At 58.6% G+C, this 15,398-nt stretch carries 13 protein-coding genes; 6 read left to right on the plus strand and 7 right to left on the minus strand.

The features are described from left to right. Positions 1 to 178: 178 nt before the first annotated feature. The 3 genes from QP512_RS06045 (at position 179) to QP512_RS06055 (ending at position 2,423) form a co-directional block, all read left to right on the plus strand. Entirely contained in the window at positions 179 to 760 is a 582-nt protein-coding gene (locus QP512_RS06045) for a TlpA disulfide reductase family protein (protein WP_286071341.1), read from the plus strand. Then, positions 745 to 1,011 carry a hypothetical protein gene (locus QP512_RS06050; RefSeq protein ID WP_286071342.1) on the plus strand — a complete coding sequence of 89 codons (267 nt, stop codon included), beginning with the start codon at positions 745 to 747 and terminating at the stop codon, positions 1,009 to 1,011. Before QP512_RS06045 ends, QP512_RS06050 begins: the two co-directional genes overlap by 16 nt. A 383-nt stretch (positions 1,012 to 1,394) precedes the next feature. Then, entirely contained in the window at positions 1,395 to 2,423 is a 1,029-nt protein-coding gene (locus QP512_RS06055; protein WP_286071343.1) for a hypothetical protein, read from the plus strand. Between the two features lie 213 nt (positions 2,424 to 2,636). Here QP512_RS06055 and QP512_RS06060 read toward each other — a convergent pair whose 3' ends face one another. From QP512_RS06060 to QP512_RS06075, 4 genes are all read right to left on the minus strand, one after another. Then, on the minus strand, positions 2,637 to 3,521 hold the full coding sequence (locus QP512_RS06060; protein WP_286071344.1) for a hypothetical protein: 885 nt from the start codon (positions 3,519 to 3,521) through the stop codon (positions 2,637 to 2,639). A 57-nt stretch (positions 3,522 to 3,578) separates the two neighbouring features. Beyond that, positions 3,579 to 3,983, minus strand: a complete 405-nt coding sequence (locus tag QP512_RS06065) for a hypothetical protein (protein WP_286071345.1) — start codon at positions 3,981 to 3,983, stop codon at positions 3,579 to 3,581. Between the two features lie 1,739 nt (positions 3,984 to 5,722). After that, positions 5,723 to 6,091 carry an H-NS histone family protein gene (locus QP512_RS06070; protein ID WP_080393013.1) on the minus strand — a complete coding sequence of 123 codons (369 nt, stop codon included), beginning with the start codon at positions 6,089 to 6,091 and terminating at the stop codon, positions 5,723 to 5,725. A 187-nt stretch (positions 6,092 to 6,278) separates the two neighbouring features. Further along, the gene (locus QP512_RS06075; protein ID WP_286071346.1) at positions 6,279 to 6,950 is read right to left on the minus strand and encodes a hypothetical protein; all 672 of its coding nucleotides are present in this window, start codon (positions 6,948 to 6,950) and stop codon (positions 6,279 to 6,281) included. A 327-nt stretch (positions 6,951 to 7,277) separates the two neighbouring features. Here QP512_RS06075 and QP512_RS06080 point away from each other — a divergent pair, with 327 nt between their 5' ends. Continuing rightward, entirely contained in the window at positions 7,278 to 7,754 is a 477-nt protein-coding gene (locus tag QP512_RS06080; protein WP_286071347.1) for a hypothetical protein, read from the plus strand. A 1,010-nt stretch (positions 7,755 to 8,764) separates the two neighbouring features. On the opposite strand, the gene QP512_RS06085 is transcribed toward QP512_RS06080, so the two are convergent. After that, entirely contained in the window at positions 8,765 to 10,162 is a 1,398-nt protein-coding gene (locus tag QP512_RS06085) for a site-specific integrase (protein WP_286071348.1), read from the minus strand. A gap of 940 nt (positions 10,163 to 11,102) precedes the next feature. Here QP512_RS06085 and QP512_RS06090 point away from each other — a divergent pair. Continuing rightward, entirely contained in the window at positions 11,103 to 12,434 is a 1,332-nt protein-coding gene (locus QP512_RS06090; RefSeq protein ID WP_100434289.1) for a hypothetical protein, read from the plus strand. 291 nt (positions 12,435 to 12,725) lie between these two features. Here the strand turns inward: QP512_RS06090 and QP512_RS06095 are convergent, their stop codons facing one another. Beyond that, positions 12,726 to 12,992 carry a hypothetical protein gene (locus QP512_RS06095; protein ID WP_286071349.1) on the minus strand — a complete coding sequence of 89 codons (267 nt, stop codon included), beginning with the start codon at positions 12,990 to 12,992 and terminating at the stop codon, positions 12,726 to 12,728. A 259-nt stretch (positions 12,993 to 13,251) separates the two neighbouring features. Between QP512_RS06095 and mobQ the strand changes: the two genes are divergently transcribed. Then, entirely contained in the window at positions 13,252 to 14,775 is a 1,524-nt protein-coding gene (gene mobQ / locus QP512_RS06100) for a MobQ family relaxase (RefSeq protein WP_088610901.1), read from the plus strand. A 41-nt stretch (positions 14,776 to 14,816) separates the two neighbouring features. Here the strand turns inward: mobQ and QP512_RS06105 are convergent, their stop codons facing one another. Further along, on the minus strand, positions 14,817 to 15,140 hold the full coding sequence (locus tag QP512_RS06105) for a hypothetical protein (protein WP_286071350.1): 324 nt from the start codon (positions 15,138 to 15,140) through the stop codon (positions 14,817 to 14,819). Positions 15,141 to 15,398 lie beyond the last annotated feature (258 nt).

The following is a 15,398-nucleotide window of genomic DNA, read 5'->3' on the forward strand; positions in this document are numbered from 1 at the left end:
CCCGCGGTTGGGATGCTGCGGGGATCTGGCTGCGATGCTCACTTAATGAGCGGCAGTCAAGCTATGCACCGCGAGTGTGCCACGGGAACGTTATCGACCGGATCCCCAGGGGGCTTGAGCCACGGCAGTGGAGTCACCTTCGGCAAGCTCTGCTTACCACCCCGCAAGGAGTTGATCGTTGAACAGCCTCGGCCCCTTCTCCATCGACGTGTTGACCTTGATGCTCTCAGCCACGGCCGCTTGGTGGGTGGCGCGCAAGTGGCGCAGGCGCCAAAACCCCGAGGAGGCCAAACGGGCGGCAGGGATCGTGGTGGATGCGATCGGGGCAGGACTTCTGGCTGCTCGCCTCGGATTCGTGGTGCAGAACTGGCAGGACTACGCGCCCCATCCTTGGTCGATCGTGACATTGGGTGACGGCGGATATTCTTGGGCCTGGGGATTACTGGCGGGGGCGTTCGTGGCCGCTTGGTTGGCGCGGGGCAAGGCCGGGGTCAGGAAAGGAGCGCTCGTCGGCCTCGCCTTCGGCAGCGCGGCTTGGTTGGCCATGAGCTTCTCGTTGGATTGGATGAGCCGCGCTGCGCCGGGGCTAGAGGCTGTTCATGGGAATCCTTCGGGACCGGCAGTGCCGACCCTGTCGGCCGCGGTCGGGCGTCCAGTGGTGGTTAACCTGTGGGCCGCGTGGTGCCCGCCCTGTCGCCGCGAGATGCCCGCCTTTGCAGAAGCCGAAGCGCAGCTGCCCGGGTCGTGTTTGCCATGGTGAACCAGGGGGACGAACCCGCGACCGCACTGGCGTTCGTCCAGGACAACCAGCTCGTGTTTGACCACACGTATACCGACCCGTCGTCCGAGACCATGCTCCGCTTCGGCGCGCGGGTGATGCCGACGACCCTCTTCTTTGACAGTCAGGGCAGGATGGTGGATATGCATGTGGGGGAAATGACCCTTGCCGGGCTGAAGGCAAAGGTGCGCCAGCTCTTTGGTTCCGAGCCCAGCAAAGGGCCGCTAGAGTAGGTAAGGGCTCACTGAGCCAGAATGCAAGATCGGCGGCCCGCTCGGAATGCGGAGATCGCACAGCTGCGGCGGGGATCGGCTGGAAGAGCAGATGTTCGGTATCACCAACAGGGGCGAAAGGATGATGGGGAATCATTTGGGGGAAGGGGCCAACCCCTGCGTGGGCCGGCCAGGCAGTGATAGCCTTACAGAACTGTCGCATGCGCTGCGAGTAACACCCGCCACGCTGCTCGGGTCCACGGAAGCAATGGTTGTGGCGTGGCACGCTTTACATGGGCTCAATGGGGTTGAACAGCACCACGTGGTGGAAGCAATTCGGAAGTGGAACGACCTGCGTGCTTTGGGTGGTTCACTGTGTGGCGCATCGGTAGGGGGACGATAGGATGATCATCGCAGCACGGACGGTCTTTGATCCTTGGCTTGAATGCTGGCGTGTGTACGTCTTGGCCTGCAGCGATGGGAAGTCCGTCAATTGGAGAAAGGCTCCACCCGTTGCGAGGGATGGCGCTTTCTTTGCGATTGCCTCGCGCGACCGCGAAGAGCTTGAGGACACGTGTCGCCTGATGAACGAACAGGCCGCGCTTCAGATCGACGCCCTGGCGTCCGATGAGCAGCGGGTGTCACTCCGACTGAAGGCCGAGAAGGCGCTACAGGCCGCCAGACGTCTGGCTGAAGAAGAGGGCTTGATGCTTGCTCAGGCACAAGCGCGCAAAGCGAGAACCGTTTTCAATGAGGCTGATTTGGTTCTATCCGCCAAGGCGGAGGAGTATCGCGATCTGATCGTAGAGAAGTTGCGTGAGCACGCTTACGTGAAAATCATCTCCGTGCGGAGAGACAGCCGTCATCTGATCTTTGTAAGGCTAGAGGACGGGAGTTGGTCCGATCCAATGTGGGCCAATCGTAAGCTCCTAGTTGCATGCTACCGCGCGAGAATCGCCAATGGGTTTGATCTCAGTTCCTTGAGTCACTGGGGAAAGACCAAGGCCAAGATTCGCCAGATCTTGTTGCCCAGAGCGGCTCAGCTCCTCCAGTTGGAAGGTGTCAAACGACTCTTGGCCGATGCGCTTGCGAGGGGGCAGCGGGCTGTGGTCATGGGCTCGTTTGTTTTCTGGTATGAGAGCTTCAACAACGTTGGATGGCTGGTGAAGGAGCGTGCGGCGGACGGCACTGGAGGCGATACCGACGCTGTTTGGAGGGAGGGGAAGATCGTCTCAAAGAACCACGGTCGGATCGTGGTTCTTCCTTACACGAAGGACAATGGGGAGAACGTCAACGGTCACACGAAGAATTCAGCGCATGACGGCAAGGCCAAGCCCAGGCATCCCGATGACGTGGTGGAGATTCCCTTTGAAGAACTCAAGGGCGATCTCATGATCAGCCTGTTTGGAGAGCTTCAATATGAGCAGTCGTAGTGATGCTTTGCGCCCCAAGGAGCTGTAATAGGCCCCGGTCTCCGCTGTGCTGCTGCCTCGGCGGCGGCCGGTGTCCGGGGCTTGGATCAGTCAGGCGACGGCGACTGGAATTCGTTGCGGCTAAATTGATCTGCACCGGCAGTACATCATAGGCCTTGGCTTCACGTAGTTTGCTCGTGGTCATGTCTGACGCATTTATCGGCCCGTGTGGCCTTATGGTTTGGATGCTTTTTCGGTGGTGATGGTGCGGAATGAGCTGCGCGTCGCTTTATACTCATCGGGACTAAGAGCCTCTCTCCTGACCGTATTCAGAACGCCAGAAACAAGCTGCTCGTACACTGCGCGTCTGTTGATTCCAGAGTCTGGGATATGCACAGCAGCCTCGTAGAACATGCCATCCATCAGGTAGAAGGATACGCGCAGTTGGAGTCGATGTTTCCGCCAAGCACGATTGAACTGGGATTCAACGGAGTTGTCATCGTTCTCGGGTATGAGGAAGAACAATACGAATGTATTGTTCTTGGACAGTTCGACAAGTCTTTCGAATGTGTCGAAGTCAGGTGGGTGTGAGCGGATCACCTCGATCACAATATTTGGCTTTAACCTGGTGGGGTAGAACGTGGCGGTAGCTCTTCCGCAAAGATCTGACTCAATGTAACTGCCATCTGGGTAAATTACTCTTGCACTGGGTCCTGTGAACCATCTGTAGTCGCTGCCGGCGATGGCGTTGAATACTGGTTGTAGCTCGTACGTTTTCGATTCGCCTTTACTTGCAGCTGGACGCCCGGTTTCCTTGTGAATGTAGGCGCTGAACCGGGGAACAAAGGTCACGATCTCAAAAGAATCGCCTGCGTTCTTAAGGAAGTTCTCCAAATACGCGATGCAGCGATCATGGTTCGTGTCGTGCGGATCGCCTTTCAGTTTTGCTTTCGACGGTTGTCCCAATGCCCTGAAATGCTTTCGTGTTGGATGGTTGACTGGGACGACGATCTGCGATTCGTTATTGAAAAGGACAGTTGAGCGCATTTCGGCAAGCGACAAAGCATCCCGGATATCGTCCTCTGTATACCTCTTTTGGTTGCTCCCGGTGACAATCATCTTTCCGTCCTGGGTGTGGTGGAAGGATGATCTCTTGTCGGCCCCCTCTGCGCAACTCTATTGGGATCTTATTTTCTGAAGCAGCAATGGTTTTGCGCGTGGGGTCCAGGCCAAGGGGAAAGGGGAGAGGCCGATCAGCTTTGCGTCCAGCTCATCTTGTAGAGCTTTAGGCAGGCGTCTTCCTGCATCTAGTGCCTCTACCACGTTCGCGTGATCATCGCTCCGATCTTCTTCGATCAGACTTTGAACCCACTGCTCGCATGCCTCGTACTGTGATGCGCGCATAGCCGCGATGCTCAACGCATTCGAGAGTTCCTCAAAGGTTTGGTATTCTCGCGATAGAGAAACACCGATTGCTGTCGACTCCCGATCGGGGAGCATGCTAAGTAGATACTGAGACCCTGTACGTTCCAATTTGAATCCGCAGGCGCGCAGATAGGATTTTGCCTTTTTTAGGTTCATTGGAGGTTCCTTTGAGCGCGCAATCTATTGCAAACTAGAGGCTTGTCAATGGATGGCGTCTTGCGTTTGATGCCTGCGGTTGGTTTCCTTCGCTCTCCGGAAATTGCATCAATGATGCTGGATTCGTGAGTTTCTGTGCGGCCGGTCTTGGTTCAAACCGTCCCGCTCCTTCTGATTTACCTCAGTTCGCTAACGGTCGCGTCGGTGGCACTGCTATTTGACACGGCACATGGTGGATATGTGCAGGCGTTGGTGTGCTCACCGGTTCGGCGCACGCGCCGACCCAAGGCAATGCGCTACCCAGTCGATGGAGTTGATGAAAGCCCCCAGAAGCATTGATGTGATCTCTTCTTCCTGCTGAGGCTGTTGTGCATGCGCTTGGAGGATGCGGAAAGCCGCTATCTGTAATGCTGCGGCAAGCGGTGTCGGTCGAAGAAGTTGGTGGACTGGTCCGCTAACCGCTGAAATAAGGTGCTCAACTCTGGCGCTAGTGCTGTCATCTGGACAGTCCTCGGTCACGCTTTGCATTCCTTTTTCGCTTTGGCAGAAGAGTCGGGTGCTGCAAGCGAGCATGCTTCAGTGCGTGACGAATTTCAAATCCTGCGATGGACCCCTCCCTGGCGGCCCATGCTATGGCCTCTTCTTTCCAGTTCTGGGGGAAGCAAAGAGAGCCCGTTTGTCGAAACATTACGCCAGGCAATGTCTTTCTTCTTCCGTCGATCCAGGCATTGAAGGCTGAGAGGTCGGTTGCGCCCAACGTTAAAGCCCGCTCTACGATGGCTCTTGCTAATACTGCATCAAATGCCAAGCCACGGGCCTTCCTATCCCAGTACTGTACGGCTGCGTCAATCGAAGAAAAGTACTTTCTTGGGCAGGTCTCGTTGGTAGGTCCGGTTTCCCAGCGCTCTCTCTTTCTTTCATTGCATCGAATCAGACGTATTCCATACCGGCCCAGGTGGGCATTTGCTTCTTTGTACCTCATTGCCTGACTCCTTGTGGGGTGTCTGGCCTATTTAGCTGGAGCGCAGGTTTTGTCAATTGTCTGTGCTGGGAATGCCGCTGCTCACACTTGTGCTGAGTTCATGGATAAGGCCGCTCCTCGGTATCACGGCCGAAACCCACCAAGGCGCGAGAGGTTCGGGGCGGTGCGGTCGCAATCATTCCGGATATCAAAAGCTGGTGAGCGGTTCTCTTGTCTGGCTCATCTGGACATTCCTTTAGCACCTTGCTTGCAGGCGGGTACTTGGAGGAACTCTTGGAAGCGATCGAGGGGGGGAGTCGCTGCTTCCGTCACTTTGCTGCTCCGGCGGTGGCGGGTGGCCGATGGCCGGCTTGGATCAGTTGATCGACGGCCGCTAGGAAGGGTTCCACCGGCCGGACCAGCGTGGCTCGGGCAAATGCCGAATGTGCGCTGCGCTGGTGCTGATGGACTTGGTGGTTCGAGCGAAGGTTCGGCCGTTCGTCGAGCAGCCGCCCACGCAACGTTCATCCAATGACTCCAATACGAGGGCCCAGGCGGATCAGCCGATTGGCAAAGGCAGCCACGTTGCGCAGCTCGAAGCGGTGCTTTCCGCCAGCCCTTGGCGCAGCCAGCCGAGGGCTACCGATCCTGAGAGGGCGTGGCTGCAACGCCAGCCCTCTGAAGGTCCCGTCGTGCCATGAGTCAAGCGAGCGTGCTGGGAAGCCGCGGTTCCAGCGGTATGCGGAAACCGCGTTGAGTCAGGCCACCGACTTGGCACTCATTTGATCAGAAAATCGCTCGCTGACTTGCCCTTTTCAACCAACGCCGCCAGCCATCTCGGTTGCCGGCCTCGCCCCGACCAAGTCTCATTTGGGTTGGCCGGGTTTCGGTACTTGGGCGCTACTTTGCTGCCGCCCGACCTCGCCGGCTTCCGGCCTGATGGCTTCTTGGTCCTTCCTGAAGCTGGACTTGAAAGATCTCCGTAGAGCTCCTCAATCGTGTAACCGTGGTCTTTGACGTACTTGTTGATCTTTGCCCGCATGGCCGCAGCCTTGGGGCGTGTCATTACTTTGGCCTGCTGCTTTTCCGCTTGGGCAATCAGTGATTTGAGTTCTTTGGCCGAGAGGCCGTTGACGTTTATGACCACGGGGCGATCCTTGATTAGACTGGCCTAGCGTAGTTGTAAAGGCGGATGGAAGCGAATTGTTGGGCATGGTGCCCGTCGCAGAATCCAACTGGGTCGTGGAGTCGGGGGCTGTGAGATTGGGCGCAGGGAGGGGTCCGGATATCCAATCGCGCCCTAGCGCCGGATCTGCCACAGGAGCGACAGGGCGTCAGTGGACAGCGTTGGGCGGTCCAAGTGGTGCCCGTAGCTCGATCCCTTCAGTCTTGATGGTCCGCAGTGCCTTTTGATCGCTGTCATACCAAGCGACTACCTCGCTGCTGGTGATGATGATCTCCCCCCTCCCAAGCAAGTGCTCCCCTCTCCAGATCTCGGTCAGCTTGGAGGGGCTGCCTGTCCTGAGCTGGTCAGAAACCCTTGCCGCTTTCGCTGAGCCAAATCGCTCGCCAGCGATGCCAGGAATGGTGGAGGCAATGGAAAGGAGAGCAGCTGCGCAGACGCCCGTGACCGCCACTCCGATGAGCGTAGAAAGCACAACGATGGGCTGTCGCACCCAATAGGATCGTCGCATCAGCCAATCCCTCAGCCTTGTATCAGGCTTTGCTGGCGCCCAGGTGATGACAAAGAAGCCAGTGGCGAGGAGGAGAAGGGTGACAACCTTTGGCCAAGGCACATCCTTGAAAAGCTCGGAGCCTTCCGAGGCCACGACGTAGACCCCATGTATGACCTTGGCATCGACTGGCTGAGGGAAGGAGGTTGGCTCAAGCCCAAGCTGGGTCAGGTAGGTGGTCTGGGATACATCCCCCGCAAAATGGAGGAGAAATCCAAGAATTGTGGCGATCGCGAGCAGGCTGCCGGCTGTAGCCGCAATAGCGCTGCCCACCCCCGAACCGGTGCGTGGCTTGCTATCTGTCCCTGTTTCGTTCGTCCTGGCCGCAGTGTAGGCCTGACCTTGTTGCCGGAGGTTGCCTTCTGCAACTTGGCGCCGCTTCTTTCTCACTGTGGGACCTTAAGCGAATAGGGGATTTTTGACGGATTTCCAATGCGTAGCCTAACGTAGTAGGCAAAGGGGCACATTGGGACTTTGCAGTCTTGCTGCCGAAACGCCGCGTGCCTAATATGATGGCGCGATGGTCGGTGGTACGTGGCCTTCGCAAATGCAGGGGCCGGACTGGGCTCGGCTCATATCTGGATGACAACAGGGGGATGCATGAGCGACATGGAAGAGCGATTTGCAGAGATTGAACGGCGTTTGGCCTTGCTCGAGGCAAGACATGCCGTGCCAGCAGCTGGGGCCACTGATAATTCCTCCGGAATGCGTCAGGCAGAAGAGTCCGTGGTGTCGATTGCGGTCTCGAACAAGCGATACGACCACGGTGACTACGAGGACCACATCTGGTTTGATTGCGTTTACACGCTTTCCGAAGAATCCAAGCCCACCCGTGCAGTCAAGGGAGCCATTGAGTTCATGGACTTGTTCGGTGAAGTGAAGTTCCGGCTGAATGTGACCGTGAACTCTCCCATGAATCCGGGGCGGCCTCTTGCCAACCCTGGCATTGGATTCACCTTCAATCAGTTCATGCCCGAGCACCAGTGGATGCTGACCACCGATCTTCATGACATGCAGATCAAATTCGTCGCCTCGAATATGATCTACAGCGACGGTACATCCCAAGTCTTGGCTTGACGTTGTTTGCCCGTAATCAAGTCCGATGCCTTTAGTTGTTTGGCAGGGTCGCAGGGGGCGATTGGCTTCGCCTCGCTGCACTTCCAGTGATGGCGGCCTGGTTGCAAATGCCCTGTTGGTATCTACAAAGGGAAAAAGCAGTGACGGGACTTGTCGTCGTCATGGGCGTTGATGGAAACTGAGGTCATGATTGACCGGTGAGCGCTTGACCGGTGTCATCGATCATCTAGCGTCCCGCAGGGAGAGTGAATTTGGACGTGAACAAGGTTGCATGGGATCTCACGGACAAGGCGCACAATGGCGGTTGGCTGCTCCGCTTGTTTGGACTTGTCCTGGTAGCGGATGTGATCTTCACGCTATTGCTGGGCAGTGGCGTTTGGGAGGGGAGGTCAGCCTCGGGCGATCAACCGTTCGTGTACTTGGCGGTGATCCTCGTCTACGGTGCAGTGGTGCAGGTCCTTGGTCCTGGCACTTGGATCGTCGCGATGGAGCTGCTGAATTGGATCACAGGTCTCATACAGTCTTGGCTGCACGTGTCTCCCAGGCCGCGCCAACCCAGCCGACAGCGCCATGTGACCCGCGTCGACGCAGAACGCTGGCTGGCTCAGGAGCCCGACGCAGCCCGTCGGGAGCCGGTGGAGCGCCAAATCGCTGAGCGGCGGAGAGCTCTCAAGCGCTGGCAGTCTGTTGTCCAGGCAGGGTGGGTCGGGGTCGTACTGGTGATCGCCGACGGGTACTTGCCCACTTCGACCCTCAGCCAGCTCACAATTTGGAATGCATGGACCCCCTGGGTGCTGGGTGCGCTGTCCGGGCTGCCCTGTCTGATTCAACTGTGGGTTGGGCCCCCTGGGCACGACATGATCGAACTGCCTTCGCTTGCGGCAGAGCTCCGTTCGCAGCAATCCAAAACCGCGTTAGCGTCTGCACGGGCATCAAACCGAAGGAGCATGGGAGTCTAGCTCCGGCTGGTGGGAATCCGGCCGCTTTGGCTTTCATGACAATCTCTCGACTCAGGGATAGAACTTCTCAGGGTCGCTCAGCTGCTTTGCAAATTGCCCCCTCTTGTAGATCGGCAGCTCCACCGGTGGTGCGTAGCGGGCCAAAAGGTCGATCTGTTTCCTTCGCGCGAGCTCGGGCTTCTTGTGGAAGTAAGCCTCATGCAGCACCGGGACCTTCTTACTGATGCTGTGGCCGGTAAGCAAAGCAATGTCTTCGTCGGGCACGCCCTTGTGGTGAAGCTCTGTAGCGATGGTGTGCCGGAACGCGTGCAGCCCGATTCCCTTTCCGAAGCCTAGGCCCTTCAGGTAGGTGCTGAACTGGTTGAGCGCCGCTTGGCTGTAGCGCTGGTTGGATTCGCCTGTCTTGCGGTTCACGCCGGCGGTCAGGTGGGGGAACAACCGGGGATGACCGCATGCCCGGATATCGGCCACGAAATCGAGGAAGCCCGCATTGAGCACTGGGGTGGGGACGGGAAGGGTACGAATGGCTGCCTTCCCTTTCAGGCGCTGACGGCTTCGGTTGCGGGTCTTGTGCGCCAGGTCGGGATCGACGGTCTTCTGGATCCGGATGCACCAGACGCCGGCCTCTTGCACCACGTCTGCCAGTTTGAGCTGGGCGATCTCGTTGATGCGCGCCCCCGTGCAGAGCCCGAGGATGGGGAGCCACCAGCGGTGGGGGTATTTACAGGCCCATGGAACATAGGTCTGCGGGTCGAAAATGCGCTTGAGCTCTGCATCGTCAAACAGACGCTCGGGCCTATTCGGATCCACGACCAGGTCTTTCTTGATCTCGTCGAAGGCGACCATCGGAGAGGCACCGATGGCCTTCGATTTCTCAAGCTTCTTGAAGAAGGTCGACAGGAAGCGCCTGTGCTTCTCAAGCGTGGCCGGGGCTGGTGGGGACACGTTGAGTTGCTTTCCGCGCGCGACCGCTTGGTCGTAGGTGAACCTGCGGTACTCAGGATCGGAGAGCAGGCGGTCTGGGGCCCAGCGAATGAGGTCCCACAACTTGTAGATGTGAGCGTGGTCGATGCGGGTGACAGGGATGTCCCCGCACGTCATTAGAAGCAGCCGAAGGGTGCGAGAGGTTGCTTCGACTGTCTCTCTGGCCAGGCAGCTGTAGTCGCCGCGATTGCGGATGTAGTCGTCAATCTCTACGGAGAGTGTTCGCCCAGGTGTGCCCACGGGCAGCGGTTCGGGATACCGGGTGCCATTCTTGGTCGAGCGTGTGCGGCGGGTGCGCTCATAGGCGGCGTTGAGAATCTCCTGGGCCTGGATCGCGGCCTCTCGGCCGGTGACCACCAGCTTTCCTATCCGAAACCTGCCGACGCGGATGTCAAACATCTCCAGCGAGCCGTTGGGATCGTCCAGGTAGGATTGGAGGGGGCTCGGGGGCTGAGTCAACGGCATTGGGGGCTTCCATCGTTTCGATGGAAGTACAGATAAACCAGCCTCAGCAATCGTCAATGGAAATGGGTCGGCTGCGTACCGACCGTAGGCATCTATTGTGAGTGCCCATTACTGCTTCTTCAGGAAAAGAAAATTACGCAGGAAGTTGCGTGCTTCAGTTCTTGAAAATCAATGGTTTGCGTGGAGATAAGTAGTGTTGAATCGCAGTCATTACTGTACTGTTTAATTTCTATAAGCTAACAGCTCCCTCTGAGAGGTTAGTTTAGTTCTGTACGGCTGTTAAACGGTGCGGCCAACTGATGGCTGAGAAATTACCTTGGAAGTGGAGCTGTGGCGCGACGACTCTGTCCATTGTTAGTGATTGCGATCCTCTTCGTGCCGCTGGGAGCCAGCGGTGGGACGCCCACTGAGCCCGAGCTGCGCGGTGAGCTCCCTCGGATGAGGGATGCCGGTCAGGCGGTGCGGGAACTCCCACTGACCGCCGAGGGCGAGGAGAGGGTGCTCAGGGCCGTCGATGCGGTGCACGCCCCTCGGCTGAAGTCCACTGTTGCGGCCCGTGGCTGGCCGACCGTGGCGCAAGTGGGCCAGGACGGGGCGGACGCGGCCTGGCTGGCGGCCCAGTATGCCGGCAAGAATTCGCCCTTCCAGCGCTCTGTCGCGGAAGCCATGCAACCCTTGGTGGCCAGAGGGCAGGTCAGAACATGAAATCACGCCTATCTTTGGGGCCGCATCGAAACGGATTGCGTTGCGATCGAGGTCTAGGCTGCTGGCATTTTCGAGTGGGTCTACGTCGCTACCTTGGTCCAGTGCTTCGGACGCGTCCACCGAACGAGATTTGCGGGTCCGCATGAGCTCTTGAAGGTGCGGATCGCAGGCCGAGCCTTGCGCAGGCAGCATAATCTGCGTCTACAATGCGCTGAATACGGATGGGGGGCTATCCATGGACCAGCAAGTCGAAGCAGCGTGCACTGCTCTGGATGAATTTACTTCTGCGGTGGAGCGGACGTTTAATGGCGTGACCAACCCGCTCCAGCAGCAGATCGGTTGGATGGCGCCTGCACTCACGCCACAGGAGATTGCCGCCGTTCCGGCGCGGTTGGCTCAGCGTATCAGGGATGCGGATCTCGCTTTCGATGAGACTGACCCCGACGAGCAAGATCAAGCGGACTTGATCGCCAGCCTTCCCACCCAGCTCACCATACTGACTAGCAATCTGGGCAATCTTTCGGGCGGTAACATAGGTCAGGCAGGTTGGGCGTTCTTTGAGACGTTCAATCAGTGGGAGCGCACTCTTTTTCCAACTGGCGTGTGGGCCGAGCCCGATCCAGAGACGCTGCCAGGTCGGCTGCGGCGTCAGCTGAAGCTGACCAAGAAGGCATTGGATGCCATTGTTGTGGATCGAGAGGCTCTCCAAGACCAGTTGGACGAGATCAGGCAGGGGGCTCAGCTGATCGGGGATCTTCCGGTCGATGCTGAAATGATTGCTAACGCACGCAAGGACGTTGCAGCAGCACATCAGTCTGCAGTTGAGGCAGCGTCGAAGTCGAAAGCTGCAGCAGATGGTGCTGCGTCGTCTTTCACCCGGATGGAGGCGTTAGAGGTTGAAGCCAAGAGGGTACTGGACGGGATCGAGGCCGTGTATCGCGCCACAACCAGTCATGCGCTCGCTGAGGCTTTCAATAGCAGGGCTAACGCGCTTCGGGTATCGGTTAGGTGGTGGGTCGGCCTTTTGATCGGTGCACTCGGCGCTGGCGCGTACCTTGGCTACCTCAGAGTCCAAGCAATCTCCGAACTCACAAAGGACCCGACAAGCCAGCAGTTCATGTCATTGATCTGGGTTCAGGTCGCCCTTGGGACGCTTTCCCTTGCCGCGCCACTGTGGGTGGCTTGGCTGGCGACGCGTCAAATAGCGCAGCGCTTTCGCCTAGCGGAAGACTACTCATTTAAAGCGTCCCTTGCGACGGCCTATGAGGGCTACCGTCGCGAAGCCTCACGAATCGATCCGGAATTTGAAAAGGACCTATTTGGGTCGGCGCTCCGCCACCTTGACCAAGAGCCGTTACGTTTCATGGCGGAGACTGATCATGGAAGCCCTTATGCGGAGTTTTTCGCGTCGCCAATGTTCCGTGAAGCTCTGAAAAAGGTTCCAAGCCTGTCTGAAGACCTTAAGGACGTAGTGCTAAAGGCTGTCAGGCGAACTGAGAGTCCTAACAAGTTTAGGTCAAAGGACCCGCCTCACGGGCCTCGCACGGCGGACGATGATCAGCAATGAGGCGACGATCCCCAATCCGATCCAGACTTCCTTTGGCACCGATGCTATGACGACCAGGATTGCGACGATCCAGCCGCCTGCGGTCTGCTTCCTTCTCGCCATGTGGCCCCCTGCCTTTGGCGCTTCCTTTGGGGCAGTGTAGCTCGCCCACCCCACTTGAGACGCGCATAGCGAGGACTGGGCGAGGCACTGGAATGGCCAGCGTTTCGCCCATTCAGCATTGGCGTTCAGGGCACTGGAGTGCATGCCCCAGGCCTTGACGTTGATGGCCGTACGAGTGAGCTGGGATGATCAGTGGGGCGGTGAGAGGCGTGTTTCGTTCACCGTAAGCAGGTGCCGCTGCAGGGCTGCGACGATCTCGTTGTCTGGCAGGTTCTGGGCCCCGGCGAGGAAAACGAGTTCGGCCACTTGTCGCCTGCGCTTGGCGTCGTCGCGGCGCTTGATGGCCTTCTCCCTGGCATCCTGCCGCTGATGCGCCAGAAGCTCTTTGGCTTGAAGCTGGGCCAGCCGATAGGTGGCCCTTTGGATCTGATCTCGGTAGTGATTGGTGGATGACATGATCTTCTCCTGGTGAAGTCTGTCTCAGTGAAGCAATGATTTCTCATCCGTCAACTTTTGATGGCGACACCGCTTTTGCACTTGAAGCAATTCAGAAAATCAGAAAAGGAAGATGCAAAAGCAAAGAGCGAAAAGCGCACTTAGGCATCACAAGTGATGCGTGCGCAAAGGGCTTCGCCCCTTGAACCCCAAGCCGCTTTGCGACTTGCCAACGGCAAATTCAAAGGCATAAAGAGCTCAAAGAATTGGAGCTCTCTGCATGGCGATCTACCACACCCGTGTCAAAACCTTCTCCCGTGCCAAAGGCCATTCGGCCGTTGCCGCTGCTGCCTACCGGGCCGGACTCTCGCTCGTCGACGAGCGCACGGGAGCGCGGCACGACTACTCCCGCAGAGGGGGCGTGGTCGAGAGTCGCTGGGTGGTGCCCTTGAAAGCGCCCGACTGGTCTCTCGACGCCGCCAAGCTCTGGCAAGCGGCCGAAGCGGCAGAGAAGCGAAAAGACGCGACCGTAGCGCGCGAGTTTGAGATCGCGCTGCCGCACGAGCTCGACGGGCCGCAGCGCTCTGCCCTGACGGCGGACATCGCCCGGGCATTGGTTGATCGCTACGGCTTTGCAGTCCAAGCCAGCATCCACTCGCCGGGCAGCAACGACGGACTCAATTGGCATGTGCACATCCTCGCTACCACCCGCCGCTTGGACGCCGAAGGGCTTGCCGACAAAACGCGCGAGCTCGACGGTGGACCCTCGGGGCGCAGCGAAGTGGAGTGGCTCCGGGCGATGGTGGCCCAGCTGACAAACCAGCACCTGGCCGCTGCCGAGATCCCAGTGTCCGTCGATCATCGAAGTTTGGAAGCGCAAGCCGAGGACGCCCTTGAGCGCGGAGACATCGTCGCGGCAGCAATTCTGGGACGGCGCCCAACGATCCACCTGGGCCAGCAGGTCTCAGCATTGGAGCGACGAGGCGTGGAGACCGAGGTTGGCAACGCATTGGCCAGCATCGTTGCGGACAATCAGAGGGCTGTGCATCAGACAGCGATACGGTTTGAGAGAGCAGCGACGGACACAGACCATGCCCATGGACATGCGTCGATTCCGCCGAACCGTGTCGAGTTGGGGCCGAAATCGGGCCAAAGCTACATCGAGGACGTAAAGGGATTCGGTCGGCGAGGAATTCTGGCCACTCGCACTCTTCCCGATGCACCCCAACCATCGCTGCAATCCCTGATGGATAGCGCATATGGACTTTGGCGTGACCTGGTGGCGGCTGGGCTTGAGGACGCGCTTCGGTCCACGCGCCTGCTTCTACGTCGCCTGGATTTGACCGTTCGCAATGGGGGCGTGGGGAAAAGGGTGCGCAAGGATATCCAGCGAGCGCTACGAGGCTTGGCCGCCGTGAGGCGACGAGCGACGGAGTGGCTGCGACGGGTAGAGGCCGAACGGCGGGCAGCATCGCTTTTGACGCGCGCGGAGCGGTCCTTGGAGGATTTTGTCGAACAACAGCCCCGACCGACAGGCCCTGCACTGGTGGCCTGGGTCCGGCGTCGCGGACGTCGTTTGGCAGCTGTCGAGCAGCGCTTGGATGCCCTGAGGAAAGCCCGTGCGAAGATTGAGGACGGCCAGGAAGAGGCCTGTGCGGATCAGCTGTCGGCCGCCGTGACAGAGTTGGAAGCCAGCAGCAAGGTGGCCCTGGATGGGTTAGACGCTCTGCTCGATGAAACGGGAGTCTCCGCAGAGCTGACTGCATCCACGCAGCAAGCCAGGCCTCGGCCTAAGCTTCACTGATAGGAATGAAAAGCCCCCGCTGTGGCGGGGGCTTTGGATGTTCAATGAAGCGTTGGCCGCTTGGTCGTTGGCGGCTTGGCCGGCGGGCTGATTCCCCGCCGATCGGCGAGCAGTTGGTCCAAGGGAGCCAGATCCTCTTTGACCTCCACGCGTTCCTTAGTTGTGGGGGCGGACCGTGGCTGGACGCGCGGTCCGTCGTGAATGAGATCGACTGGGTTTCCACCTGCTCTTTGGCGTAAAACCTCGGCGGCGATCTCCAAGGCCACTCGTACATCATCTGAGCGCTCTTTCTGAGTGCGCTGAGCCGCTCGTTCGATGGTGCCGCTTAAAACCAGCGCGGCGATTCGGGTTTGTGGATCAGTCATGGTTCCTCCGTCGTTGGTGCGTGCCCGTCGTCGGTTAACTGAGCATCGATGGGTTGGATCGGGCTTTTTCCTGAAGACCTGCCCAAGACGCGCTCCGCGAGCTTTAGAGCGGCTTGAATGTCTCTCAAGCGGTCTTCGCGAGTGCGATGGACGGTGGGATTGAAGCTGCCGCTCAGAAGTAGCGCGGTGATTTGGGTTCGTGGATCTAGCAATGTGCGTCTCGGTTGGTGTGTGCTCGTAGCCAACCAGTTAAGTGAA

It is taken from the genome of Stenotrophomonas sp. 57 (genome assembly GCF_030291075.1).
GTDB lineage: Bacteria > Pseudomonadota > Gammaproteobacteria > Xanthomonadales > Xanthomonadaceae > Stenotrophomonas.